We start from the raw sequence: 22,092 nt of genomic DNA, 5'->3' as shown, positions 1-22,092 counted from the left end.
GATCACCCCCTTTGATCTGCCAAACCTGCGGAATGTCTGAATAATGCAACGGACGGGTGCCATGCTGCTTTTGATCGATAACTACGACAGCTTTACCTACAACCTCGTGCATTACTTTGGGGAACTTGGGGCCGATGTGCGTGTCGTCCGCAATGACGCGATGGATGTGCAGGCGGCGATGGGGCTTGGCCCGCAGGCGATTGTGCTGTCGCCTGGCCCCTGCGATCCGGCGCAGGCGGGGATTTGCATTCCGCTGACACTGGCGGCGGCCGAGGCGAAGATCCCGCTGATGGGGGTTTGTCTGGGGCATCAGACGATTGGCGAGGCTTTCGGGGGGAAAGTGATCCGCTGCCATGAGATTGTGCATGGCAAGATGGGGACGATGCACCATGAGGGCAAAGGGGTGTTCAAGGGCCTGCCTTCGCCGTTTCTGGCAACGCGTTATCATTCGCTGATCGTGGAGCGGTCATCGCTGCCTGATTGTCTGGAAGTGACGGCAGAGTTGGAAGACGGCACGATCATGGGGTTGCGGCACAAGACGCTGCCGATTGAAGGGGTTCAGTTCCATCCGGAAAGTATTGCCAGCGAGCATGGGCATCAGTTGCTGCGAAATTTTCTGGATCTGGCAAAGGTCGGGGTTCCGGCATGAGCGACCGTTTGAAGCCGCTGATCGGGCTGGCGGCGCAGCGCCCCTTGACGCGGGACGAGGCGGAAATGGCGTTCGAGGCGCTGTTTGAGGGCGAGGCGACGCCGGCCCAGATGGGCGGTTTCCTGATGGCGCTGCGGGTACGCGGCGAAACGGTTGAGGAATATGCAGCGGCGGCTTCGGTGATGCGGGCCAAGTGCAACGCGGTGAAAGCGCCTGCGGGCGCGATGGACATCGTGGGCACCGGGGGCGACGGCAAGGGGACGCTGAACATTTCGACGGCGACGGCCTTTGTGGTGGCGGGCGCGGGGGTGGTGGTGGCCAAGCATGGCAACCGGAACTTGTCGTCGAAATCCGGGGCGGCGGATGCGCTGACCGAAATGGGGATCAACGTGATGGTTGGCCCGGAGGTGGTGGAACGGGCGCTGGCCACGGCGGGGATCGGTTTCATGATGGCCCCGATGCACCATCCGGCGATCCGGCATGTGATGCCGGTGCGGACGGAACTGGGGACGCGGACGATTTTCAACATCCTGGGGCCGCTGACCAATCCGGCAGGGGTCAAGCGGCAGTTGACCGGAGCCTTTAATGCGACGCTGCTGCGGCCGATGGCCGAAACGCTGTTGGCGCTGGGGTCTGAGGCGGCCTGGCTGGTGCATGGGTCGGATGGGACGGATGAGCTGTCAATCTGCGGTTCGTCGGCGGTGGCGGCAATTGAGAATGGTGCTGTGCGGGAATTTGAGGTGCATCCGGATGAGGCGGGCCTGCCAGTGCATCCGTTCGAGGCGATCATGGGCGGCACGCCATCAGAGAACGCGGCGGCCTTTCGGCGGTTGCTGGAGGGTGAGTTGGGCGCCTACCGCGATGCGGTGCTGCTGAACGCCGCGGCGGCGCTGGTGGTGGCGGGTAAGGCTTCTGGCCTGCCTTTGGGCGTGGAACTGGCGCGGGAATCCATCGACAGCGGGGCGGCCTTGGGCAAGATCGAGGCGCTGGTGGCGGCGACGCGGGGTTAAAAGGCCCGCGGCTATGGTCTGGCAGGAGGCGCAATTCTGAAGGCAAGAGGTTTGCCGGGCCCTGCGGTTGCATTGCCCAAATGGCTCTGTTGGCCTATATTGATTGCAGGAGAATACGCGTGCGCATTCAGACGCCTTCCGAAGCCCTGCAAAATGGGCGTGCCTTGATCCGCGAACTGGCGGCCCGTCACCGCACGACCAACCCCCGTGTTTTCGGATCGGCGTTGACCGGCCAAGATCGCGTCGACAGTGACCTTGATCTCTTGGTGGAGCCGCTGCCAGAAACCACCCTTTTCGATCTTGGTGGGCTGCAAGAGGCGCTTGAAGAAGCCTTGGGTGTGCGGGTTGAGGTGAAGACGCCCTTGGATCTGCCCCCCCATATCCGCGTGAATGTGCTTCAGCAAGCTGTGCCTGTGTGAGCTTCCCGAACCGCCTACCGGACTATATTGGGCAAATGATCTTGGCCGCGACGGATGCTGTGACCTTTACCGAGGGCATGGACGAAACGGATTTCGAGCGTGACCTTCGGACCCAACGCGCGGTGATCATGAGCCTGATGATTGTTGGCGAGGCGGCGGCGCGGATTGTGGCGGAATACCCGGTGTTTGCCGCAAATCACGCAGAAATCCCCTGGCGTGGCATGCGGGGGATGCGAAACCGCATTGCCCATGGCTATTTTGACGTTGACTTGAGGGTAGTCTGGCAAACCATTCAGATCGAACTGCCGCCGCTGATCAAGCATCTTCGCACAAAGCCAGATTGACCGCAGTTTGACGCGACGTGTCTGGCTTTCTGTGAGCAAGATACTTGGCACCGCCGCCTTCCCTTCCCCGCCCCCCTCGGCTAACCTTTGCCGATGAGCACCATTCTTGACCGTATCAAAGCCTATAAGCTGGAAGATGTCGCCGCCCGTAAGGCTGTGCGGCCGCTTGCCGATGTTGAAGACGCTGCCAAAGGGGCCGATGCGCCGCGGGGGTTCATGCGGGCCCTGCGCGAGGCCGCGACCTCGGGCTATGGGCTGATTGCCGAGATCAAAAAGGCAAGCCCTTCCAAAGGCTTGATTCGTGCAGATTTTGACCCGCCGGCCTTGGCGAAAGCCTATGCCGAGGGGGGGGCGACCTGTCTGTCGGTCTTGACGGATGGGCCTTCGTTCCAGGGCGATGATGCATTTCTGGTGGCAGCGCGGGCCGCCTGTGATCTGCCCTGTCTGCGCAAGGATTTTCTGTATGACCCTTGGCAGGTCGTGGAATCCCGCGCGCTGAATGCGGATTGTATTCTGATCATCATGGCCTCGGTCAGCGACGCGCAGGCCGCCGAGTTGGAATCGGTGGCGATGGGGCTTGGGATGGATGTGCTGATCGAAGTGCATGATCAGGCGGAACTGGAACGCGCCACCCGGCTGAAATCGCCGATGATCGGCATCAACAACCGGAATCTGCACACCTTTGAGGTGACGCTGGAAACCACGCGCCGTCTGGCGCGGATGGTGCCCGAGGATCGGATGATCGTCGCGGAAAGCGGGCTTTATACGCCGGACGATCTGGCGGATCTGGCGCAATATGGGGCGCGGTCTTTCCTGATCGGGGAAAGCCTGATGCGGCAGGCGGATGTGACCGCCGCCACACAGGCCATTCTGGCGCGGCCGCTGACTGCGCACGGGGGCCTGTGATGGCGCTGACCCATTTCGACAGGCAAGGGAATGCCCATATGGTCGATGTGGGGGGCAAGGACGTGACCGACCGTCTGGCGGTGGCTGAGGGCGCTGTGCGGATGGCGGCGGAAACCTTGGCCCTTATCAACGAAGGCCGGGCGAAAAAGGGCGATGTGCTGGGCGTGGCGCGGCTGGCGGGGATCATGGCGGCCAAGAAGACGTCGGATCTGATTCCGCTGTGTCATCCGTTGGCTTTGACGAAGGTTTCGCTGGATCTTGAGCCGGATGCCAGCCTTCCGGGCGTGCGCATTCGGGCGACCGTGGCCACATCCGGCCAGACGGGGGTGGAGATGGAGGCGCTGACAGCGGTGTCTGTGGCAGGGTTGACGGTCTATGACATGGTCAAGGCGGTGGACAAGGCGATGGTGATCGAGGGCGTTCGGCTGATGCTGAAAGAGGGCGGCAAATCGGGCCGTTTTGTCGCACCATGATGCCGGTGGGCGAGGCGCAGGCCAAGGTTCTGGGATTGGCTTTGGCCCTGCCCGTAGAGCATGTGGCTTTGGCGGATGCAGCGGGGCGCTGGCTGGCGGAAGCGGTGCAGGCGCGGCGCGATCAGCCGCCTTTTGATGCCAGCGCGATGGATGGCTATGCGATTGCGGGCGATGCCGAGGAAGGCATGACGTTTCATGTGGTGGGCGAGGCGGGCGCAGGCCATCATTTCGCGGGGACGGTGGGGCCGGATCAGGCGGTTCGCATCTTTACCGGGGCCCCGGTGCCACGCGGGGCGCTGCGGGTGGTGCTGCAAGAGGATGTGACGCGGGAAGGCGACAATATCCGCCTGAACGCGCCCGCCACGGGGGCGACGCATATCCGCCCGCAGGGGAATGACTTTTCCGCCGGGCAAAGCTTTGCGCCAAAACGGCTGACGGCGAATGATGTGGCGCTTTTGGCGGCGATGAACCTGCCGCGCCTGCCCTGCCGTCGTAGGCCAGTGGTGGCGATGATTGCGACGGGGGATGAGTTGGTGATGCCGGGGGGCGAGCCCGGCCCCGATCAGATCGTTTGCTCTAACACCTTTGCGCTGAAGGCGATGGCCGAGGCAGAGGGGGCCAAGGTGCGGATGCTGCCCATTGCGCGGGATACGGTGCAGGATCTGCGCAAGGTGGTGGAATTGGCGCAGGGGGCGGATGTGATCGTCACCGTCGGCGGGGCCTCGGTCGGCGATCATGATCTGGTGGGACAGGTGACCGCCGATCTGGGCATGGAGCGCGCGTTCTATAAGGTCGCCATGCGGCCGGGAAAACCGCTGATGGCGGGGCGTTTGGGGGATGCGGTGATGCTGGGCCTGCCGGGCAATCCGGTGTCGGCGATTGTTTGCGGCCATCTGTTTCTGCTGCCGCTGTTGCGCGCCTTGCAGGGGGCGGCTGATCCGCTGCCGGTGGCGGCAGAGGCGGTTCTGGCCGAAGACGTCGCCCCCACGGGGCCCCGCACGCATTACATGCGGGCAAGGGTGGAGGCGGGGGCCGATCTGCCGATCCTGCGCCCCTTTGCGGATCAGGATTCGGCCCTGCTGGGGGTTTTGTCGCAGGCCAATGCGCTGCTGATCCGCCCCCTGGGCGATGCCGCGCGCCGGGCGGGCGACAGGGTCAGCTACCTGCCGATCTAGACCGCCCGATCCAGCCGCGTGGTCAGATAGATCAGGCTTTCGCTGGTCAGCACGCCCGTCATCGCCTCGATCTGGTCCAGCACATTGTCCAGAACCTGAGTCGTCGGGGCCGCGATCTGCAACAACAGATCATAGCGGCCCGAGGTTGTGACGGCGCGTTCCACCTCGGGCACGGCCTTGAGTTTCGTCAGAATTGCCGCCTGCGCCCGCTGTTCGATGGTCAATAGAACCGCCGCCCGCAACCGCCCCTCGCGCGCCGCTTCCCCCAGCCGGATCGTATAGCCGACGATCACGCCACTGCTTTCCAACCGCTCTAGCCGCGCCTGAATGGTGGACCGCGCAACCTTTAGCCGTCGCGCCAAAGTCGCCACCGACATACGCGCATCGGCCCCCAAAAGTGTCACAATGTTGCGGTCCAGTTCGTCCATGCAAAAAGCCGATCCCATGCTACAAAATGACAGCCCTACGCTACATTTTTGCAGTTTTCATCGGTGGAACTGTGCCCCATATCGCGGACCGAAGCTACAGGAAAAGGGCGGCTCATACGCACCTGGCCTGGTTGTAAAACCGCGCGAGGTGCTGTGGCCTTTCAGGCTGACGGCTGCACACCTATCGCGTTCTGCCAAAGGAAGGAAGGCCGCGAATGGGACTGTCGAAAACGATCTGGACGAACCCCACCGAATATCTGCGCTCGGTCAAACCGGAAAATCCGGTGCTTTTCTTTGCGCCCAGCGTGATTCAGGCCACCGCCCGTCGTTTCATTGATGGTTTTCCGGGGCTTGTGACCTATGCCGTCAAGTCTAACCCCGAGGAAGTCGTGGTCGAAAATTTGGTCGCGGCCGGGGTTTCCGGCTTTGACGTGGCCTCGCCCTTTGAGATTCGCATGATCCGCCGTTTGGCCCCGGATGCAGCGCTGCACTACAACAACCCGGTGCGTTCGCGCGCTGAAATTCAGATGGCGGTCGAGGCGGGGGTGAAATCCTGGTCGGTCGACAGCGCCAGCGAATTGGCAAAACTGGTTGAACTGGTGCCGCCGCAGGGCTGTGAAATCTCGGTCCGGTTCAAGCTGCCGGTCTCGGGTGCCGCCTATAATTTTGGCGCCAAGTTCGGGGCGACGGTCGAACTGGCTGCGGACCTGCTGAAAACCGTGGCCGACGCAGGTTTTATCCCCTCGATCACCTTCCACCCCGGCACGCAATGCATCGATCCGCATGCTTGGGAAGCCTACATCCGCTCGGCTGCGGATATTGCCCGCAATGCTGGGGTGAAGATTGCCCGCCTCAATGTGGGTGGCGGGTTCCCGAACCACCGGCTGGAAGGCGTTGTTCCGCAGTTGGAAGAAACCTTTGCCCTGATCGACCGCGTCGCGACCGAGGCTTTTGGCGCGGACCGTCCGGCGCTGGTGTGTGAGCCGGGCCGTGGGTTGTGCGGCGATGGTTTCGTTCATGCCGCCAAAGTGAAAGCCGTGCGCGACGGGGGCCATGTGTTCCTGAACGACGGGATCTATGGCGCGCTGGCGGAACTGCCGCTGGTGGGCGTGATCGATCGCATCGAAGTGCTGTCGCCCGAGGCGGTGAAGCGCACCGCGCCGAAAGCCCCGCGCATCGTGTTCGGGCCGACCTGCGATTCGGTGGACCGTCTGCCGGGCGATGTGATGCTGGCGGGGGACATTGCCGAGGGCGACTATGTCGTGTTCCTGGGCATGGGGGCCTATTCGACGGTGACCAATACGCGCTTCAACGGTTTTGGCGAGCTGACGATGGCGACGGTGCTGAGCGCGGCGGTCTGATCGCCCTGCCCCCCACCCCCGGCCCCTCCCCACGAGGGGGAGGGGAGGGCGCCAGGATTTCGTCGTGATCGTTCTTGGTAAAACCATGGCCCCCGCCTTTTTCAAAAAGGCGGGGGCTTTTACTTTTGGCCCGTCGTGCTGCGCCCGAAAAGCCGGGAACCCTCCCCTCCCCCTCGTGGGGAGGGGCCGGGGGTGGGGGGCGTTTCAAAGACAAAGGGCGGCCCTTCGGACCGCCCCTTTTTCTTACCGATGCCGCAGATCAACATAATCCCGGGCAGCAGGCCCCGTGTACAACTGCCGCGGGCGGCCGATCTTTTGGGTCGGGTCGGCGATCATTTCTTTCCACTGTGCAATCCAGCCCACCGTGCGCGACAGCGCAAAGATCGGCGTGAACATCGAGGTCGGGAAGCCCATCGCTTCCAAGATAATGCCCGAATAGAAGTCGACGTTCGGATACAGCTTTTTCGAGATGAAATATTCATCCTCCAAAGCGATCCGCTCCAGCTCTTTCGCCACTTGCAGCAGCGGGTTGTTGCCCACGCCCAGCAGGTTCAGAACCTCATCCGCGCTTTCCTTCATCACCTTGGCCCGTGGGTCAAAGTTTTTGTAGACACGGTGACCAAAGCCCATCAGGCGGAAGCCGGAATTCTTGTCCTTGGCTTTCGCCACATATTCCGGGATTCGGTCCACCGTGCCGATTTCGCGCAGCATTTCAAGGCAGGCCTGGTTCGCCCCGCCGTGCGCCGGGCCCCAAAGGCAGGCAATGCCCGCCGCGATACAGGCAAAGGGATTGGCCCCCGAAGAGCCCGCCAGACGCACCGTGCTGGTCGAAGCGTTCTGTTCATGGTCGGCATGGAGCATCATGATCCGGTCCATGGCCTTGGCCAGAATCGGGTTCACCTGATAATCCTCGGCCGGGACGGCAAAGCACATGTTCAGGAAGTTCGAGGCGTAATCGAGGCTGTTCTTCGGGTAAACGAAGGGCTGGCCGATGGAGTATTTATAGGCCATCGCGGCAATGGTCGGCAGTTTTGCAATCAGCCGGATCGCTGCCACCTCACGCTGCCACGGGTCGGCAATGTCGGTGCTGTCGTGATAGAAGGCGGACATGGCCCCAACGACCCCCACCATCGTCGCCATCGGGTGGCTGTCGCGGCGGAAACCCCGGAAGAAATAGTGCATCTGTTCATGCACCATCGTGTGTTTCGTCACCCGTTCGGTAAAATCAGCCAACTGCGCTGCTGTCGGCAGTTCGCCGTAAAGCAACAGGAAGCAGGTTTCCAGATGGGTCGATTTGTCGGCAAGCTGTTCAATGGGATAGCCACGATACAGCAGTTCGCCCTTGTCGCCGTCGATATAGGTGATGGCGCTTTCGCAAGCGGCGGTCGAAGTAAAGCCGGGGTCATAGGTAAAGACATCGCCCTGGGCATAGAGCTTGCGGATGTCCAGAACGTCCGGCCCGACCGTCGGTCGCATCACGGGCAGTTCGATGGTCTGATCGCCAAGGCTCAGCTTGGCGCTCACAGCTTCGGGGTTGGTTTTCGTATCGGCCATCGCAGCCCTCCGGTCTTGCCCGTTTCCATCCGCCGCTGTCCCGGCCCGGCAGCGACCGGGGGCAGCGCTCGTGTTGTTCGGGCGGCCCGGTCAGGCCGCCGCGTCTTGCAGGCGCCCGATGGTTTCGTCGCGACCGATGACCAGCATCATGTCATAGACGCTCGGGCTGACTGTGCGACCGGCAAGGGCGGCCCTGAGGGGGGCGGCCAATTTGCCAAAGCCCAGTCCATGCGCGGCGGCGAGTTCGGTCAGAACCGGCTCTAGCGCCTCTTTCGTCCAGTTAACAGTTTGCAGGCGCGGCGTCAATTCGCGCAGTATACCACGGGATACCGGATCGAGCGCCTTTTCAGCAGCCTCATCGCGCGGGACGGGGCGGTTGGCGAGGATAAACTGAGCCTTATCAAGCAGATCAGGGAAGGTTTTGGCGCGGTCTTTCAGCGAGTCCATGCCTTTTTCCATTAAGGCCGATTGTGCAGCCGACAAGGGGGTAAGTCCTGCCGCCGCCATAAAAGCCTGCAATTCATGCAGCAATGCAGCATTGTCCCCAGCGGCGATATGCAGGCCGCTGATGTGTTGAAGTTTTTTGAAATCGAGCCGAGCGGGGGCCTTGTTGATTCCCGCCAGATCGAACCAAGCCTTGGCCTGATCGGAGGTGAAGAATTCATCATCGCCATGCGACCAACCAAGACGGGCAAGGTAGTTGCGCATGGCGGCGGCAGGATACCCCATGACCTGATATTCATGGACTCCCAAGGCGCCATGACGTTTGGACAGCTTTTTACCATCCTCACCATGGATCAGCGGGATGTGGGCCCAGACCGGCACGGCCCAACCCATAGCATCATAGACCATCTGCTGACGGGCCGCATTGTTCAAATGTTCCACCCCGCGAACGACATGGGTGACGCCCATGTCATGATCATCGACGACAACCGCCAACATATAGGTGGGGGTACCATCCGAGCGTAAACAAATCATATCATCCAAAGCGGAGTTCTGGACGGTGACAGTGCCCTGCACTTCGTCTTGGATGATGGTTTCACCATCGCGCGGGGCCAGCATACGGATGACATAGGGGGCATCGGGATAGGTCGAAGGGTCCGCACCGCGCCATGGGCTTTGGAAAACGGCGTAGGAACCCCGCGCCTCGGCTTCTTCGCGGAAGGCGTTGATTTCTTCCTGGGTGGAGAAACATTTGTAGGCCTTGCCGCTGGCCAGCATGGCATAGGCGACCTCGGCATGGCGATCCTTGCGGGCGAACTGGGTGATCGGCTCGCCATCCCAATCGAGACCGAGCCATGTCAAACCTTGCAGGATGGCGGCTGTGGCTTCATCGGTCGAACGCTCCCTGTCGGTATCCTCGATCCGCAGCAGGAACTTGCCCCCCCTGCCCCGCGCGTAAAGCCAGTTGAACAGCGCCGTCCGTGCCCCGCCGATGTGCAGGTATCCGGTGGGCGAAGGGGCAAAGCGGGTGACGACGGGCGGGGTCATGGCGTTAACCTTTCGGAAACCGTGATGGGGCTAGGGTCGGGCCGGGTTTAGGCAATCGGGGCGGGGCTGGCAAGGTGGCCATGCTGGGCATCAATTGGGGTCGGACGGGCCTGTGGGACCGTGCCCTGCGGCCTTTGGACGCTCTGGCCGCCCAACCGCGCGGGTTGTTCCCCTTTGTGCCGGTGCTGATCGGGACGGGGGTGGGTCTGTGGTTCCAAGGGGCCGAAGAGCCGGGCTTGGCTTTCTATGCGGTGATCGGTCTGGCCGTGGTTGCCCTGCTGTGGATCGGCCTGCGAGCCGAGGATCGCTTGCGCATCCTGTGTCTTGGCCTCGTCTGCCTGCTGATCGGCCCGCTGGCCGGCGGCCTGCGGGTCTATCTGGTGGCGGCCCCGATGCTCGACTTTCGCTATTACGGTCCGGTGCAGGGCCGTGTCACTGAAATCGACCGCTCGCAATCCGACGCGCTGCGGCTGACGCTGGATCTTGTGGTGCTGGAAGATGTCGCCCCCGACCGCACGCCCCTAAGGGTGCGGCTGTCGCTGCATGGCGAGGATGTAGGGGATTTTTTGCCGGGACAGGTGGTGATCACCACGGGGCATCTGACGGCCCCGCAAGGGCCAGCCGAACCCGGCACCTTTGATTTCCGCCGCATGGCGTTTTTTGACCAGTTGGGGGCGGTGGGCTATACCGCCAGCCCGGTTCTGCTTTGGGAACAGCCGAAGGGGGCGACGCAGGGCATCAACCGCCTGCGCAGCCATCTGTCAAATGCCATGATGGCCGCCATGCCCGGCGATGCGGGGGCCTTTGCATCGGGCGTCATGACGGGCGACCGCTCGGGTCTTTCGCTGGAAGCCGTGCAGGCGCTGCGGGATTCGTCGCTGGCGCATTTGCTGGCGATTTCGGGGATGAACATGGCCTTTATCTCTGCCTTTGTCTTTGCGCTGATCCGCTATGGCATCGCCCTGATCCCGCCCTTCGCATTGCGGGTGAATGCCAAAAAGGTGGCCGCCGTTCTGGCCTTTGGCGTGGCGCTTTTCTATCTGCTGCTGTCGGGGGCGAATGTCGCCACCGAACGGGCCTTTATCATGGTCACGGTCATGCTGGGGGCGGTGCTGCTGGACCGGCGCGCGCTGACGCTGCGGTCGGTCGCCATTTCGGCGGTGATCCTGCTGCTTTGGCAGCCGGAAAGCCTGTTGGAGCCCGGTTTCCAAATGTCTTACGCCGCGACGGTGGCGCTGATCGTGGGCTTTGGCGCGATGGACCGGCAGGCGATGCGGGGCCGCCTGCCGTGGTGGGGGATGCCGTTCTATACGCTGATCCTGTCGTCAGTGCTGGGCGGCTTTGCCACAGCCCCCTATGCGGCGGCGCATTTCAACCGCTTTACCGATTATGGCCTGCTGGCGAACCTTTTGACGGTGCCGGTGATGGGGGCCGTGGTGATGCCTGCCGGGGCCATTGCGGCGCTGCTGGCCCCCTTTGGGCTGGCCGCCCTGCCGCTGTGGGTGATGGAACAGGGATCGCGCTGGATTCTGTTCGTGGCGCATTGGGTGGCGGGATGGGAAGGGTCGGTGACGGGCCTACCCACGCCCTCGCCCTTGGCGGTGCCGCTGATCACCTTGGGGGGGCTGTGGCTGATCGTCTGGCAAAGCCGCGCGCGGCACTTTGGTTGGCTCCCCTTGGTCTTGGCGCTGATCTTGTGGATGCAGCATGAAAGGCCTTTGGCCTTGGTCGATGCCGAAGGCGGGGTGGTGGGGATCCTGACCGCTGAGGGACGGGCGATTTCTGCGCCCAAGGGGGCAGGCTTTACGGTGAAAAGCTGGTTAGAGAATGACGGCGATCTGGCGGGGCAGGAAGCGGCGGCGGAAAGGCCGGGGTTTGAAGGGCCCAAGACCACGCGCGGCTTTCGTTTGGGCGAATGGCGGGGAATGATCCTGACCGGCAAGGGGGCGGAAGGGCGGCTGGACGAGGCTTGCGCAAGCGCCGATCTGGTGGTTCTGGCGGACGACACCGATGCGGTGCCCGATGGTTGCCACGTCATCGATCGCCTGCTGCTGCGCCAGACCGGACCTTTGGCGCTGACACTGCGGCCCGACGGCGCGTTGCGGTTGGAACCCACCCATCTGGCGCGGCGGCGCTGGTCGGTGCCGGAACCAGCGAAGGGGGTGATGGTCTGGCGGAACGAATAGCCCCGTTCAGACCCGGATCAGGCCACCGTGATACAGCAGGCGATAGGCCTTGATCCCGTCCACGCGGATTGTTTCCACCCCATCGAAGCGCAGCACATCACCCTGATTGTCATCCTGATAGGCGAACGGACCCAGCCGAAAGCGAAAGCCGCCCAGAAACCGCCCTTCAGCATACATCGCCGACAAGGCCGCCTTGATGACCCGGCCGCCATCGGCCCCGGTCATCAGATCATCGCGATGGATGAAGCCGTGGTAGTTCATCGCCCAAACAGGGCGGCTACGATGCCAGACTACCTCTTGCCCCAGAAAATCCGTGCCGCCGAAATAGCTGTCACGATAGGCCCAGTCGCCAGACGCAAAGGTCAGATCATGCGCCCCGATGCGCGAGGCGCGGGCCTTGGCCCCGTCGCCCACATAGCAGGCCGCCTTGGCCGCCAGAGCGAAAGCCGCCAGCCCGTCCATCAATAGCTGCGGATCAGCCCCACCAGCCGACCCTGCACCTTGACCAGATGATCCGGAATCATGCGGGTTTCATAGGCCGGATTGGCCGCCTCTAGCGCGATCATATTGCCCCGGCGGCGGAAGCGTTTCAGCGTGGCTTCGGCATCTTCGACCAGCGCCACGACGATGTCGCCATTGTCCGCTGTGTTCTGTTCGCGGATCACCACGATATCGCCATCGTTGATCCCCGCCTCGATCATGCTGTCGCCCTTGACCTCCAGCGCATAGTGGTTGCCACGGCCTGACAACATCGACCCCGGCACCGCCACGTGATGCGACACCTCGGAAATCGCCTCGATCGGCACGCCAGCCGCAATGCGGCCCATGACCGGCAATTCCATCGCATGCACCGCAGCAATCGGGATGGCACCCTTGGGCGGATCGACCCGGTCGCCTGCGATCACCTTGGGGGTGAATTTGGGCGGCACATAGCCCGGTTTTTCCATCGCCTCGGGCAGTTTCAGAATTTCAAGCGCCCGCGCACGATGGGCCAGACGACGGATAAAGCCCCGCTCCTCCAACGCGGTAATCAGCCGGTGAATGCCGGATTTGGAGCGCAGGTCCAGCGCATCCTTCATTTCGTCAAACGAGGGCGGAACCCCGTCCTGATCCATACGGGTCTTGATGAAATTCAACAGCTCGATCTGTTTGCGCGTCAGCATTGGGCCACCCCGGCAAAGCGTTTGTTAACGCAATGTTCTGCCCATGTTCCCGCTTTGTGTCAAGTCTTATCCACAGATTGCGGCACGACCCGGCGCAAGATGTGGCGTAGAGCCTGGGTTTTGACCGCAGCATCCATGCCGACCACATGGCCCAGCTTGCCCGTGATCGACAGTTCGGCCAGCCCATGCGCCGTGCCCCAGATCGCCGCCTCGTCCACGGCCCCCTGCCCGCCCGCCGCGCCCACCAGGCGCTGCACGGTGGCATAGGTCGCGGTGGAGGCGGCATGCAAATCGGCATTGTCATAATCGGGCCGTTTCGATCCGAACAACAGGCGGAACAGCGCGGGGCGGCTTTCGGCGAAAGCCACATAGGCCAGCGCCATTTCAACCAGCCGATCCGCAGGCGGCAAGGTGGACCCCGCCCCCAGCATCGCCGCCTCCATATCGCGGTAGGCCTGCGCCGCGAGTGCGGTCAGCAGCCCCTGCATATCGCCGAAATGGTGCTGCACCGCCGTATGGCTGACCCCGGCCCTAGCGGCCACCTTCCGCAGGGAAAAGCCTTCGACCCCCACGGCCTCCAATTCCTCACCCGCCGCCAGCAGCAGCGCCGCGCCCAGATTGCCGTGATGGTAGGATGTTTTGGCCATACCCCGGTCTAGCAAACCCTGCGGGCAGGGCAAGCGATCTGACGCTTTCCCTTGGCCCCGACGCGCGCTAGAACGCCATGCGACAAGGGGAATGTGACATGCCGATGGAAAAGAACTTTAACGCCGCTGAGGCCGAGGCCCGGATTTCCAAGCAGTGGATCGACGGCAAGGTCGGTGCTGCCGGGGCGAATGCCAAACCGGGGGCTGAACCCTTTTCCATCATGATCCCGCCGCCGAATGTGACGGGTTCCCTGCATATGGGCCATGCCTTCAACAACACCTTGCAGGATATCCTGATCCGCTGGCACCGGATGCAAGGGCATGACACGCTGTGGCAGGTGGGCACCGACCATGCGGGGATTGCCACGCAGATGGTCACCGAACGCGACATGGCGCTGCATCAGGAACCGAACCGGCGCGAGATGGGCCGCGAGAAATTCTTGGCCCGCGTCTGGCAGCAAAAGATCAAATCGCGCGGCACGATCATTGGCCAGTTGCAGCGTCTGGGGGCGACCTGCGATTGGGAGCGTGAGGCCTTTACCATGTCCGGCGCGCCGGGGGCGCCAGCGGGCGAGGAAGGCAATTTCCACGACGCGGTGATCAAAGTCTTTGTCGATATGTACAACAAGGGCCTGATTTACCGGGGCAAGCGTCTGGTGAACTGGGACCCGCATTTTGAAACGGCGATTTCGGATCTTGAGGTCGAGAATACCGAAGTCGATGGCCATATGTGGCATTTCAAATACCGGCTGGCGGGCGGGGAAACCTATGAATATGTGGAGAAAGACGCCGAAGGGGCGGTGATTTTCCGCGAAATGCGGGACTACATTTCCATTGCCACCACGCGGCCCGAAACCATGCTGGGCGATGGGGCTGTGGCGGTGCATCCGTCCGATGCGCGCTATGCGCCGATTGTGGGCAAGATGGTGCATCTGCCCCTGTGCGACCGTCTGATCCCGATCATCACCGACGAATACCCCGATCCGAATTTCGGCTCGGGCGCGGTGAAAATCACCGGGGCGCATGATTTCAACGACTATCAGGTGGCGAAGCGGGCGAACCTGCCGATGTATCGGCTGATGGACACGCGCGGGTTCATGCGGGCGGATGGGGCGGATTATGACGTGGCCGTCGCCCGTGCGCGCGAGATTGCGGCGGGTTCACCGACGAATGAAAACGAGGTCGACAGCCTCAACCTTGTGCCCGCGAAATATCGGGGCTTGGATCGGTTTGAGGCGCGCAAGCAGGTGGTGGCCGATATCAATGCGGCGGGCCTTGCGGTGACGGTGCTGGTGAAAGCGGTGGACGAGGCGACGGGGTCAGAACATCTGACTTTGGAGCCGGCCGTTGAATCGAAAAAGATCATGCAGCCCTTTGGCGATCGGTCAAAAGTGGTGATCGAGCCGATGCTGACGGATCAGTGGTTCGTGGACACGGCGAAAATCGTGCAGCCAGCGATTGATGCGGTGCGCAACGGCGACACGGTGATCCTGCCAGAGCGGGATGCCAAGGTCTATTTCCATTGGCTGGAGAATATCGAGCCTTGGTGCATCTCCCGCCAACTTTGGTGGGGGCATCAGATTCCGGTTTGGTATATCCCTAACATTGTGGCCACGAAAAACAGCCGCGCAATTGCCGATGCAAGTGTGGATTTCGACAATCCTATTGCCTTCTGTGCCGCAAACGAACTTGACGCCCAAACGCTGATTGCAAAGCATCTGGAACAGAATGGCTTAGATATAGATTTCTGGCACAAGGGCTACGTTGCAGCTTCCGAGGTCAAACAAGAGTTCGAGGCTAATGGCGGGATACCGGTTTGGCGCGACCCAGACGTCCTCGACACCTGGTTCTCCTCGGGCCTCTGGCCCATTGGCACCCTTGGCTGGCCCGAGGACACCCCCGAACTGCAAAAATACTTCCCCACCTCGACCCTGATCACCGGGTTCGACATCATCTTCTTCTGGGTCGCCCGGATGATGATGATGCAACTGGCCGTCGTGAACCAGGTGCCGTTCAAGACCGTCTATGTTCATGCCCTTGTCCGCGACGAAAAGGGCAAGAAGATGAGCAAATCCTTGGGCAACGTCCTTGATCCGCTGGACCTGATTGACGAATACGGCGCCGATGCCGTCCGCTTTACGCTGACCGCCATGGCCGCCATGGGCCGCGATCTGAAGCTGTCGAAAGACCGCATCGCGGGCTATCGCAATTTCGGAACGAAACTCTGGAACGCCTGCCGCTTCGCCGAAATGAACGGCGTCTGGGAAGGCCACGCGACGCAAGCGCAAGCGCCGAAAGCCACGGCCACCGCCAACCGCTGGATCATCGCCGAAAGCGCCCGCGCCGCACAGGCCGTCAACGAAGCCCTTGAAAAGCATCGCTTTGATGATGCCGCGAACGCGCTTTACGCCTTTGTCTGGGGCAAGGTCTGCGACTGGTATGTCGAATTCGCCAAACCGCTGTTCGACGGGCCGGATGCGGCGGAAACGCGGGCGACGATGGCTTGGGTGCTGGATCAATGCATGATCCTGCTGCACCCGATGATGCCCTTCATCACCGAAGAGCTGTGGGCCACCACCGGCACCCGCGCCAAACTGCTGGTCCACACCGACTGGCCCGAATATGGCGACCTGTCGGCCCCCGATGCGGAACGCGAAATGACCTGGGTGACGGGTCTGATCGACGACATCCGCTCCGCCCGGGCGCAAATGCATGTGCCGGCGGGGCTGAAGCTTGACATGCTGGCCGTCCAGATGGACGACAACGCCCGCGCCGCCTTTGCCCGCAACGAGGCGCTGATCAAGCGGCTGGCCCGTCTGGAAAGCGTGACCGATGCGGCGGCCACGCCCAAGGGCGCGATCACCATCCCAGCGGAAGGCGCGACTTTTGCTATCCCCTTGGCGGGGATCATCGACGTGGCCGAAGAAAAGGCCAGGCTGACGAAATCGCTGGACAAGTTGGGTAAGGAAATCGGCGGGCTGAAGGGGCGGTTGAATAACCCGAACTTCGTGGCCTCAGCGCCCGAGGATGTGGTGGCCGAGGCCCGCGCCAACCTGGAAGCCCGCGAGGAAGAGGCGAACACCCTGAAAGCCGCCCTCGCCCGTCTGGCCGAGTTAGAATGACTTTCATCTTGCCAAAAATACCTCACGGGGGTCCGGGGGTGTGAAACCCCCGGCCTAGCCCAAAGGACACAGCATGGATCTCGCCCCCCTGCCCGCCAGCCTGCCGGAAACTGTGCCCTTCACCGGGCCGGAAACGCTGGAACGCATGCAGGGCTTTCCCTTCCGCGCCCGGCTTGGGGCCAACGAATCGACCTTTGGGCCGTCCCCTTTGGCGATAAAGGCGATGGAACAGGCGGCGCGGGATGTCTGGATGTATGGCGACCCCGAAGGGCATGACCTGAAAGCCACCATCGCCGCCCGCCATGGCGTCACGTCCGACCATATCGCCGTCGGGGAAGGCATCGACGGCCTCTTGGGTCTGACCTGCCGCCTGATCCTTGCGCCGGGCGACGCTGTCGTCACCTCGGAAGGGGCCTATCCCACCTTCAACTTCCATGTCGCGGGCTTTGGCGGCACCCTCCACAAAGTCCCCTACCAGGCCGACTATGAGGACCCCGAGGCGCTGCTGGCCAAGGCCCATGAAACCCGCGCCCGGATGATCTATCTGGCCAACCCTGACAATCCGATGGGCAGCCAGCTGGCCCCCCAGATCATCGAAGCCATGGCCCAGAACCTGCCCCCGCATTGCCTGCTGGTGCTGGACGAGGCTTACGGCGATCTCGCCACCCTGCCCCTGCCGCAGATCGACCCGCACCATCCGCAGGTCATCCGCTTCCGCACCCTGTCCAAGGCCCACGGCCTTGCGGGCCTCCGCGTTGGCTACGCCATAACCAACCCCGCCCTTGCCCGCGCCTTTGACCGCATCCGCAACCATTTCGCGCTGGGGCGCATTGCGCAGGCCGGGGCGATTGCGGCTTTGCAAGACACGGCTTGGCTAACGCAGGTCCAAGACAAGATCCGCCATGCCCGCCAGAGCCTGACCCGCATCGCGGAAAGGAACGGCCTGAAACCCCAGCCCTCGTCCACCAATTTCGTGACCATCGACTGCGGCCGCGATGCTGCCTATGCCCGCGCCATCCTGACGGGCCTGCAAGCCCAGGGTATCTTCATCCGCATGCCGGGGGTTGCCCCCCTGAACCGCTGCATCCGCATCAGTTTGGCGGACGATGCCACTTTGGACATACTTGCCGAGGCCCTACCCCGCGTCCTGCGCAGCCTCTGACCCTTGGGCGGGGCCCAAAGCCGGGGCCTTGCCCCCCTCATCCGCCACAGCCGCCCCCAGCTTCGGCACGACAGGCGCCGCCTCGTCCAGAATCAGCGGGGCCGACGCCCCCACAACCCGACGGAACACCAGCATATGCTGGAAATTCGTGGCCTTCCCGGTGAAGCCCACCCGTTCCTCACAAGGCAAGGTATCCGCCCGCAGATACTCCCAACCCTCCCGCCCCATCGCGTTCATCGCATTGGTCAAAGCCACCGCAAAACGTTCGGCAACCGTCTTCGCCCCCCGTTCCTTTTCCCCCCGCAAGGGCGCGGGGATCACTTTGTATTCATAGCTTTGCATGGGCCTGCTCCTGCCTTTCCGCCCCCTTTACCAGAACGTCCCCCCATCGCCAACCCGCCCCAAAACCAAAGGGCAAGCCTTCGCCTGCCCTTTCATCTTGCCCAAAATACCTTGGGGTGTGGGGAAACCCCACCGGCCCGAGCGGGGGCTCAAGGCCCCCCGAGGGCCGCCCCTTTACAAGCTATTGCGCCAACCGTTCAGCGATCATCTCTTGCAAGACGACTGGTATACCTCGGTCTTTCGGCAGAAAATCTGTTCTGTCGCCGTCAAAATACTGAATCGCAAAAGCGTCACCCGTTTCAATTTCGACCGCGACGAGGCCAAAACGAACATCGCACCGTGACTGCCAGCAGGCCGAACCCACCAGAAGACCATTTCTGATCTCATACTTTCCGAAAGTACCAACAACCGTGCGAAACTGCGTCAACTCTTTTTGCGTCATAATGCCGCGAAAGCGCTGGCGTTCGCTTGGGTCATCAAAAAGATCCTCGACCCACACTCCATCCCATCGCGTCACGTCCTTCCCAGGCCCAGCAACGGCAACACCTTCGTCGTTTTCCATGACATTTGTAACGCGCCCAACAGCGCCATCGTAAATCACCTGTTGATATTCGATGTCCGCTGGATAATCCCGCACCATCCGGAAACCGATACTGTCTGGCGACACTTCAAAATGTGAAAGGTCCCGACCATGCTCACCAAACTCAGGACTCAGTGTAGCCCCCTGCTCGTTTAGCAGCAAAAAATGGTAAGCATAGCAGCAATGCGCCCCGCCACTCCAAGTCTGCAACAGAACGGCGTCACCCTTCATACCCCAGTCAATAATCCGCAAGACGGTTATCCCCGAAGGGCCAAATGACTCGAGGCCCGGGATCGGCTCGCCATCAAGCAAAAGCATGTTCGGCATGCGTCCTGCGGGATCGGCAGGAACAGTGGAAATCTCACCAAACCGGCTCGACTCCGCCCAGCCTGCCCCCACAGCCAATAACCACAGGAACAGGCCCAGCCAAATGCGCATCACATCCCCAGCTTTTTCGCCACCAGATCATTCACCGCCGCCGGGTTCGCCTTGCCGCCCGACGCCTTGATCACCTGCCCCACGAACCAGCCCGCCAGTTTCGGGTTTGCCTTGGCCTTTTCCACCTGATCCGGGTTCGCCGCGATGATCGCGTCCACCGCCGCCTCAATGGCCCCCATGTCGGTCACCTGCTTCATCCCCTTTGCGGCGGCGACTTCGGCAGGGTCACCCCCCTCTGTCCACAGGATTTCGAACAGGTCCTTCGCCATCTTGCCGCTGATCTCGCCCTTCTGCATCAGGTCCAGAATGCCGCCCAACTGGCCCGCCGACACCGGGCTTTCCCCAATCGCCAGACCCTCTTTGTTCAGCCGCCCGAACAATTCGTTGATCACCCAGTTCGCCGCCTGCTTGCCATCCCGCCCCAGCGCCACAGCCTCAAAGAACGAAGCCGCCTCCAGCTCGGCCGTCAGCACGTTCGCATCGTAATCCGTCAGCCCGAAATCCCCCATGAACCGCGCCTTTTTCGCGTCGGGCAGTTCCGGCATCCGGGCCGCAATGTCATCGACCCAGGCCTGTTCGATTTCCAAGGGCAGCAGGTCGGGGTCGGGGAAATAGCGGTAGTCGTGTGCTTCTTCCTTGGACCGCATCGACCGGGTTTCGTTCTTGTCGGGATCATAGAGCCGCGTTTCCTGCGTCACCGAACCGCCGTCTTCGACAATCGCAATCTGACGCCGCGCCTCATAGTCAATCGCCGCCTGAATGAACCGCATGGAGTTCATGTTCTTGATTTCACAGCGCGTTCCCAGATGAGAAAAATCGCCCGTCGCCTGATACTTCTCATACTGGCCCGGACGGCAGACCGACACGTTCACATCGGCCCGCAGGTTGCCGTTCTGCATATTGCCATCGCAGGTCCCCAGATAGCGCAGGATCTGCCGCAGCTTGACGACATAGGCCGCCGCTTCCTCGGGGCCCCGAATATCTGGGCGGCTGACGATTTCCATCAGCGCCACGCCCGTCCGGTTGAAATCGACGAAAGACTGCGTCGGGTCCATGTCATGGATCGACTTGCCCGCGTCCTGTTCCAGATGGATCCGTTCGATCCGCACATGCCGGGCCACGCCGGGGCCCATTTCCACGATCACCTCGCCCTCGCCCACGATCGGGTGATAAAGCTGGCTGATCTGATAGCCCTGCGGCAAGTCCGGGTAGAAATAGTTCTTGCGGTCAAAAGCCGAACGCAGATTGATCGCGGCTTTCAGCCCCAGACCCGTCCGAACCGCCTGCTCCACGCAGAATTCGTTGATCACCGGCAACATGCCGGGCATGGCCGCATCCACAAACGAGACGTTGGAATTCGGCTCCGCCCCTACCGCTGTTGAGGCCCCCGAAAACAGCTTGGCGTTGGACGAGACCTGCGCGTGGATTTCCATACCGATGACCAGTTCCCAATCGTCCTTGGCCCCCTGGATCACTTTGGGCTTTGGGGCGGTATAGGTCAGGTCCAGCATCGCGGTCTCCTTTGCAACGCTTGCGTTCTAAGGCGGGGGGATGGTCACGGCAAGGCCCATGAGCGGGCCGGTCATTGCCCTATCCGACAAAGGTCGGCTTTGATCTTTGATCTATAACGTTATAGGAGGCCGCCCGAGAGTTCTGGAAGGGGAAAAACCATGACCACCATCGTTGCCAATCAAGATGCCGATACGCTGATTGATACCATGACCTTCGATTTCACCGGACTGCTCGCCCTGAAACCCGCCAAGGTTTCGGCGCGCGAAATGACGTTCAAGCTGGATTATGGCTATGTCGCGCGGGTGGATGGTCTGGGCCTGAATGTGGTGCTGAAGAACGGCAAGATCGTCGATGTAAAGGGTGGCACCATTCAGGCGGTAACCTTCTATTCGGAACATGAGATCGACGTCAGCTATTATGACATCAACGTCAATTTCGCGCGGATGTTCGATCTGATCAGCCGGGGCAAGCTGGATCAGGCGCGGGCTATGCTGTTTGCGCAGGACGACCTGATCATGGCGCGGGAAGAGGATGACCGGCTTTACGGCTATGCTGGGAACGATTTGCTGAATGGGCAAGGTGGGGATGATACGTTGAACGGGGGTCTGGGGAACGACACGCTGATCGGGACGAATGGGAATGACACCTTTGTCTTCGACACGAAACTGGACGGCAAAAAGAACGTCGACCGAATCGATGTGTTCTACAACGGGCCAGCGGATCGGCTGCATCTGGACAATGACGTTTTCAAAGCCATCGGTCCGGTGGGTAAATTCGACATGAAGAACCTTGCCTATGGCAATGCGGCCAAGGATGCGGACGACCGATTGATCTATAGCCGCGAAACGGGGCAGATTTGGTATGATGCCGATGGGACAGGCACTATAGCCAAGATTTTGTTCGCAAAAACCCAAGCCGGCTTTAGCGAAATTCCGGCGCATATCTACATCATCGATTGAGGGAACGGGGGGCAAAAAGGCGGAAAGCCGCCGATTTTTGCCCCCTCGGTTTGTCCGAATCGTGAAAATCGCCTAGTCACCGCGTCTGGGGACAACAACTGCCGGTTCACGGATGCAAACCATAGCGAAAGCAACGGCCCTTCTGATGATGGGTCTTTTGCCCAGCGCCTG

At 61.8% G+C, this 22,092-nt stretch carries 21 protein-coding genes; 12 read left to right on the top strand and 9 right to left on the bottom strand.

All coding sequences use genetic code 11. The features are described from left to right. The first annotated feature begins 61 nt into the window (after positions 1 to 61). The 7 genes from IE095_RS13055 to IE095_RS13025 all read left to right on the top strand — a co-directional run bounded on the left by IE095_RS13055 (position 62) and on the right by IE095_RS13025 (position 4,976). On the top strand, positions 62 to 649 hold the full coding sequence (locus tag IE095_RS13055) for an anthranilate synthase component II (protein WP_189412118.1): 588 nt from the start codon (positions 62 to 64) through the stop codon (positions 647 to 649). Next, the gene (gene trpD, locus IE095_RS13050) at positions 646 to 1,659 is read left to right on the top strand and encodes an anthranilate phosphoribosyltransferase (protein ID WP_189412117.1); all 1,014 of its coding nucleotides are present in this window, start codon (positions 646 to 648) and stop codon (positions 1,657 to 1,659) included. The genes IE095_RS13055 and trpD overlap by 4 nt, the downstream gene beginning before the upstream one ends. A gap of 119 nt (positions 1,660 to 1,778) precedes the next feature. Further along, complete coding sequence (locus tag IE095_RS13045; RefSeq protein ID WP_229804778.1) at positions 1,779 to 2,078, top strand: nucleotidyltransferase family protein; 300 nt, start codon at positions 1,779 to 1,781, stop codon at positions 2,076 to 2,078. A 35-nt stretch (positions 2,079 to 2,113) separates the two neighbouring features. Then, a complete protein-coding gene (locus tag IE095_RS13040; protein ID WP_189412115.1) occupies positions 2,114 to 2,422 on the top strand; it encodes a HepT-like ribonuclease domain-containing protein in 309 nt (102 codons plus the stop codon). A 93-nt stretch (positions 2,423 to 2,515) separates the two neighbouring features. Then, on the top strand, positions 2,516 to 3,328 hold the full coding sequence (trpC, locus tag IE095_RS13035; RefSeq protein ID WP_189412114.1) for an indole-3-glycerol phosphate synthase TrpC: 813 nt from the start codon (positions 2,516 to 2,518) through the stop codon (positions 3,326 to 3,328). Beyond that, on the top strand, positions 3,325 to 3,801 hold the full coding sequence (moaC, locus tag IE095_RS13030; RefSeq protein WP_189412113.1) for a cyclic pyranopterin monophosphate synthase MoaC: 477 nt from the start codon (positions 3,325 to 3,327) through the stop codon (positions 3,799 to 3,801). Before trpC ends, moaC begins: the two co-directional genes overlap by 4 nt. After that, positions 3,798 to 4,976: a molybdopterin molybdotransferase MoeA gene (locus IE095_RS13025; protein WP_189412112.1), complete on the top strand. Its 1,179-nt coding sequence runs from the start codon at positions 3,798 to 3,800 to the stop codon at positions 4,974 to 4,976. The genes moaC and IE095_RS13025 overlap by 4 nt, the downstream gene beginning before the upstream one ends. Here the strand turns inward: IE095_RS13025 and IE095_RS13020 are convergent. Beyond that, entirely contained in the window at positions 4,973 to 5,404 is a 432-nt protein-coding gene (locus tag IE095_RS13020) for an Lrp/AsnC family transcriptional regulator (protein WP_189412253.1), read from the bottom strand. The two genes, IE095_RS13025 and IE095_RS13020, sit on opposite strands and share 4 nt — an antisense overlap. 215 nt (positions 5,405 to 5,619) lie before the next feature. Here IE095_RS13020 and IE095_RS13015 point away from each other — a divergent pair, with 215 nt between their 5' ends. Further along, the gene (locus tag IE095_RS13015) at positions 5,620 to 6,765 is read left to right on the top strand and encodes a type III PLP-dependent enzyme (RefSeq protein WP_189412111.1); all 1,146 of its coding nucleotides are present in this window, start codon (positions 5,620 to 5,622) and stop codon (positions 6,763 to 6,765) included. A 243-nt stretch (positions 6,766 to 7,008) separates the two neighbouring features. Here IE095_RS13015 and IE095_RS13010 read toward each other — a convergent pair whose 3' ends face one another. Together IE095_RS13010 and gltX are read right to left on the bottom strand one after the other, a co-directional pair. Continuing rightward, entirely contained in the window at positions 7,009 to 8,319 is a 1,311-nt protein-coding gene (locus IE095_RS13010) for a citrate synthase (RefSeq protein ID WP_189412110.1), read from the bottom strand. Between the two features lie 90 nt (positions 8,320 to 8,409). Continuing rightward, entirely contained in the window at positions 8,410 to 9,810 is a 1,401-nt protein-coding gene (gene gltX / locus IE095_RS13005; protein WP_189412109.1) for a glutamate--tRNA ligase, read from the bottom strand. 80 nt (positions 9,811 to 9,890) lie between these two features. On the opposite strand from gltX, the gene IE095_RS13000 reads away from it, so the two are divergent. Then, complete coding sequence (locus IE095_RS13000; protein WP_189412108.1) at positions 9,891 to 11,996, top strand: ComEC/Rec2 family competence protein; 2,106 nt, start codon at positions 9,891 to 9,893, stop codon at positions 11,994 to 11,996. Positions 11,997 to 12,002: 6 nt separating this feature from the next. On the opposite strand, the gene IE095_RS12995 is transcribed toward IE095_RS13000, so the two are convergent. The 3 genes from IE095_RS12995 to IE095_RS12985 are packed head-to-tail and all read right to left on the bottom strand — an operon-like array spanning position 12,003 to position 13,806. Continuing rightward, positions 12,003 to 12,458: a DUF5680 domain-containing protein gene (locus tag IE095_RS12995; protein ID WP_189412107.1), complete on the bottom strand. Its 456-nt coding sequence runs from the start codon at positions 12,456 to 12,458 to the stop codon at positions 12,003 to 12,005. After that, on the bottom strand, positions 12,458 to 13,159 hold the full coding sequence (lexA, locus tag IE095_RS12990) for a transcriptional repressor LexA (RefSeq protein ID WP_189412106.1): 702 nt from the start codon (positions 13,157 to 13,159) through the stop codon (positions 12,458 to 12,460). The genes IE095_RS12995 and lexA overlap by 1 nt, the downstream gene beginning before the upstream one ends. A 59-nt stretch (positions 13,160 to 13,218) precedes the next feature. Further along, on the bottom strand, positions 13,219 to 13,806 hold the full coding sequence (locus IE095_RS12985) for a TetR/AcrR family transcriptional regulator (protein WP_189412105.1): 588 nt from the start codon (positions 13,804 to 13,806) through the stop codon (positions 13,219 to 13,221). A gap of 98 nt (positions 13,807 to 13,904) precedes the next feature. On the opposite strand from IE095_RS12985, the gene IE095_RS12980 reads away from it, so the two are divergent. Together IE095_RS12980 and IE095_RS12975 are read left to right on the top strand one after the other, a co-directional pair. Beyond that, the gene (locus tag IE095_RS12980) at positions 13,905 to 16,928 is read left to right on the top strand and encodes a valine--tRNA ligase (RefSeq protein WP_189412104.1); all 3,024 of its coding nucleotides are present in this window, start codon (positions 13,905 to 13,907) and stop codon (positions 16,926 to 16,928) included. 73 nt (positions 16,929 to 17,001) lie between these two features. After that, positions 17,002 to 18,090, top strand: coding sequence for a pyridoxal phosphate-dependent aminotransferase (locus IE095_RS12975; RefSeq protein ID WP_189412103.1), 1,089 nt, complete (start codon positions 17,002 to 17,004; stop codon positions 18,088 to 18,090). Here IE095_RS12975 and IE095_RS12970 read toward each other — a convergent pair. The 3 genes from IE095_RS12970 to gatB form a co-directional block, all read right to left on the bottom strand. Further along, positions 18,064 to 18,432: a DUF4177 domain-containing protein gene (locus IE095_RS12970; protein WP_189412102.1), complete on the bottom strand. Its 369-nt coding sequence runs from the start codon at positions 18,430 to 18,432 to the stop codon at positions 18,064 to 18,066. The two genes, IE095_RS12975 and IE095_RS12970, sit on opposite strands and share 27 nt — an antisense overlap. A 181-nt stretch (positions 18,433 to 18,613) precedes the next feature. After that, positions 18,614 to 19,450: a hypothetical protein gene (locus IE095_RS12965; protein ID WP_189412101.1), complete on the bottom strand. Its 837-nt coding sequence runs from the start codon at positions 19,448 to 19,450 to the stop codon at positions 18,614 to 18,616. Continuing rightward, positions 19,450 to 20,961 (bottom strand): Asp-tRNA(Asn)/Glu-tRNA(Gln) amidotransferase subunit GatB, encoded by a 1,512-nt coding sequence (gene gatB / locus IE095_RS12960; RefSeq protein WP_189412100.1) that lies wholly within the window; start codon positions 20,959 to 20,961, stop codon positions 19,450 to 19,452. Before gatB ends, IE095_RS12965 begins: the two co-directional genes overlap by 1 nt. Before the next feature lie 159 nt (positions 20,962 to 21,120). On the opposite strand from gatB, the gene IE095_RS12955 reads away from it, so the two are divergent. Continuing rightward, positions 21,121 to 21,921: a calcium-binding protein gene (locus IE095_RS12955; RefSeq protein ID WP_189412099.1), complete on the top strand. Its 801-nt coding sequence runs from the start codon at positions 21,121 to 21,123 to the stop codon at positions 21,919 to 21,921. Positions 21,922 to 22,092 lie beyond the last annotated feature (171 nt).

Origin of the sequence: Neogemmobacter tilapiae, assembly GCF_014652215.1 — a bacterium.
GTDB classification, from domain to species: Bacteria; Pseudomonadota; Alphaproteobacteria; order Rhodobacterales; family Rhodobacteraceae; genus Neogemmobacter; species Neogemmobacter tilapiae.
The sequence above is the reverse complement of the archived record's forward strand: the minus strand, read 5'-3'. Positions and strand labels throughout refer to the sequence as shown.

Coding starts and splice junctions, on each gene's coding strand:
- IE095_RS13055 (WP_189412118.1), top strand. CDS start 62: ATGCTGCTTTTGATCGATAACTACGACAGCTTTACCTACAACCTCGTG.
- trpD (WP_189412117.1), top strand. CDS start 646: ATGAGCGACCGTTTGAAGCCGCTGATCGGGCTGGCGGCGCAGCGCCCC.
- IE095_RS13040 (WP_189412115.1), top strand. CDS start 2,114: ATGATCTTGGCCGCGACGGATGCTGTGACCTTTACCGAGGGCATGGAC.
- trpC (WP_189412114.1), top strand. CDS start 2,516: ATGAGCACCATTCTTGACCGTATCAAAGCCTATAAGCTGGAAGATGTC.
- IE095_RS13025 (WP_189412112.1), top strand. CDS start 3,798: ATGATGCCGGTGGGCGAGGCGCAGGCCAAGGTTCTGGGATTGGCTTTG.
- IE095_RS13020 (WP_189412253.1), bottom strand. CDS start 5,404: ATGGACGAACTGGACCGCAACATTGTGACACTTTTGGGGGCCGATGCG.
- IE095_RS13015 (WP_189412111.1), top strand. CDS start 5,620: ATGGGACTGTCGAAAACGATCTGGACGAACCCCACCGAATATCTGCGC.
- IE095_RS13010 (WP_189412110.1), bottom strand. CDS start 8,319: ATGGCCGATACGAAAACCAACCCCGAAGCTGTGAGCGCCAAGCTGAGC.
- gltX (WP_189412109.1), bottom strand. CDS start 9,810: ATGACCCCGCCCGTCGTCACCCGCTTTGCCCCTTCGCCCACCGGATAC.
- IE095_RS13000 (WP_189412108.1), top strand. CDS start 9,891: ATGCTGGGCATCAATTGGGGTCGGACGGGCCTGTGGGACCGTGCCCTG.
- IE095_RS12995 (WP_189412107.1), bottom strand. CDS start 12,458: ATGGACGGGCTGGCGGCTTTCGCTCTGGCGGCCAAGGCGGCCTGCTAT.
- lexA (WP_189412106.1), bottom strand. CDS start 13,159: ATGCTGACGCGCAAACAGATCGAGCTGTTGAATTTCATCAAGACCCGT.
- IE095_RS12985 (WP_189412105.1), bottom strand. CDS start 13,806: ATGGCCAAAACATCCTACCATCACGGCAATCTGGGCGCGGCGCTGCTG.
- IE095_RS12980 (WP_189412104.1), top strand. CDS start 13,905: ATGCCGATGGAAAAGAACTTTAACGCCGCTGAGGCCGAGGCCCGGATT.
- IE095_RS12975 (WP_189412103.1), top strand. CDS start 17,002: ATGGATCTCGCCCCCCTGCCCGCCAGCCTGCCGGAAACTGTGCCCTTC.
- IE095_RS12970 (WP_189412102.1), bottom strand. CDS start 18,432: ATGCAAAGCTATGAATACAAAGTGATCCCCGCGCCCTTGCGGGGGGAA.
- IE095_RS12965 (WP_189412101.1), bottom strand. CDS start 19,450: ATGCGCATTTGGCTGGGCCTGTTCCTGTGGTTATTGGCTGTGGGGGCA.
- gatB (WP_189412100.1), bottom strand. CDS start 20,961: ATGCTGGACCTGACCTATACCGCCCCAAAGCCCAAAGTGATCCAGGGG.
- IE095_RS12955 (WP_189412099.1), top strand. CDS start 21,121: ATGACCACCATCGTTGCCAATCAAGATGCCGATACGCTGATTGATACC.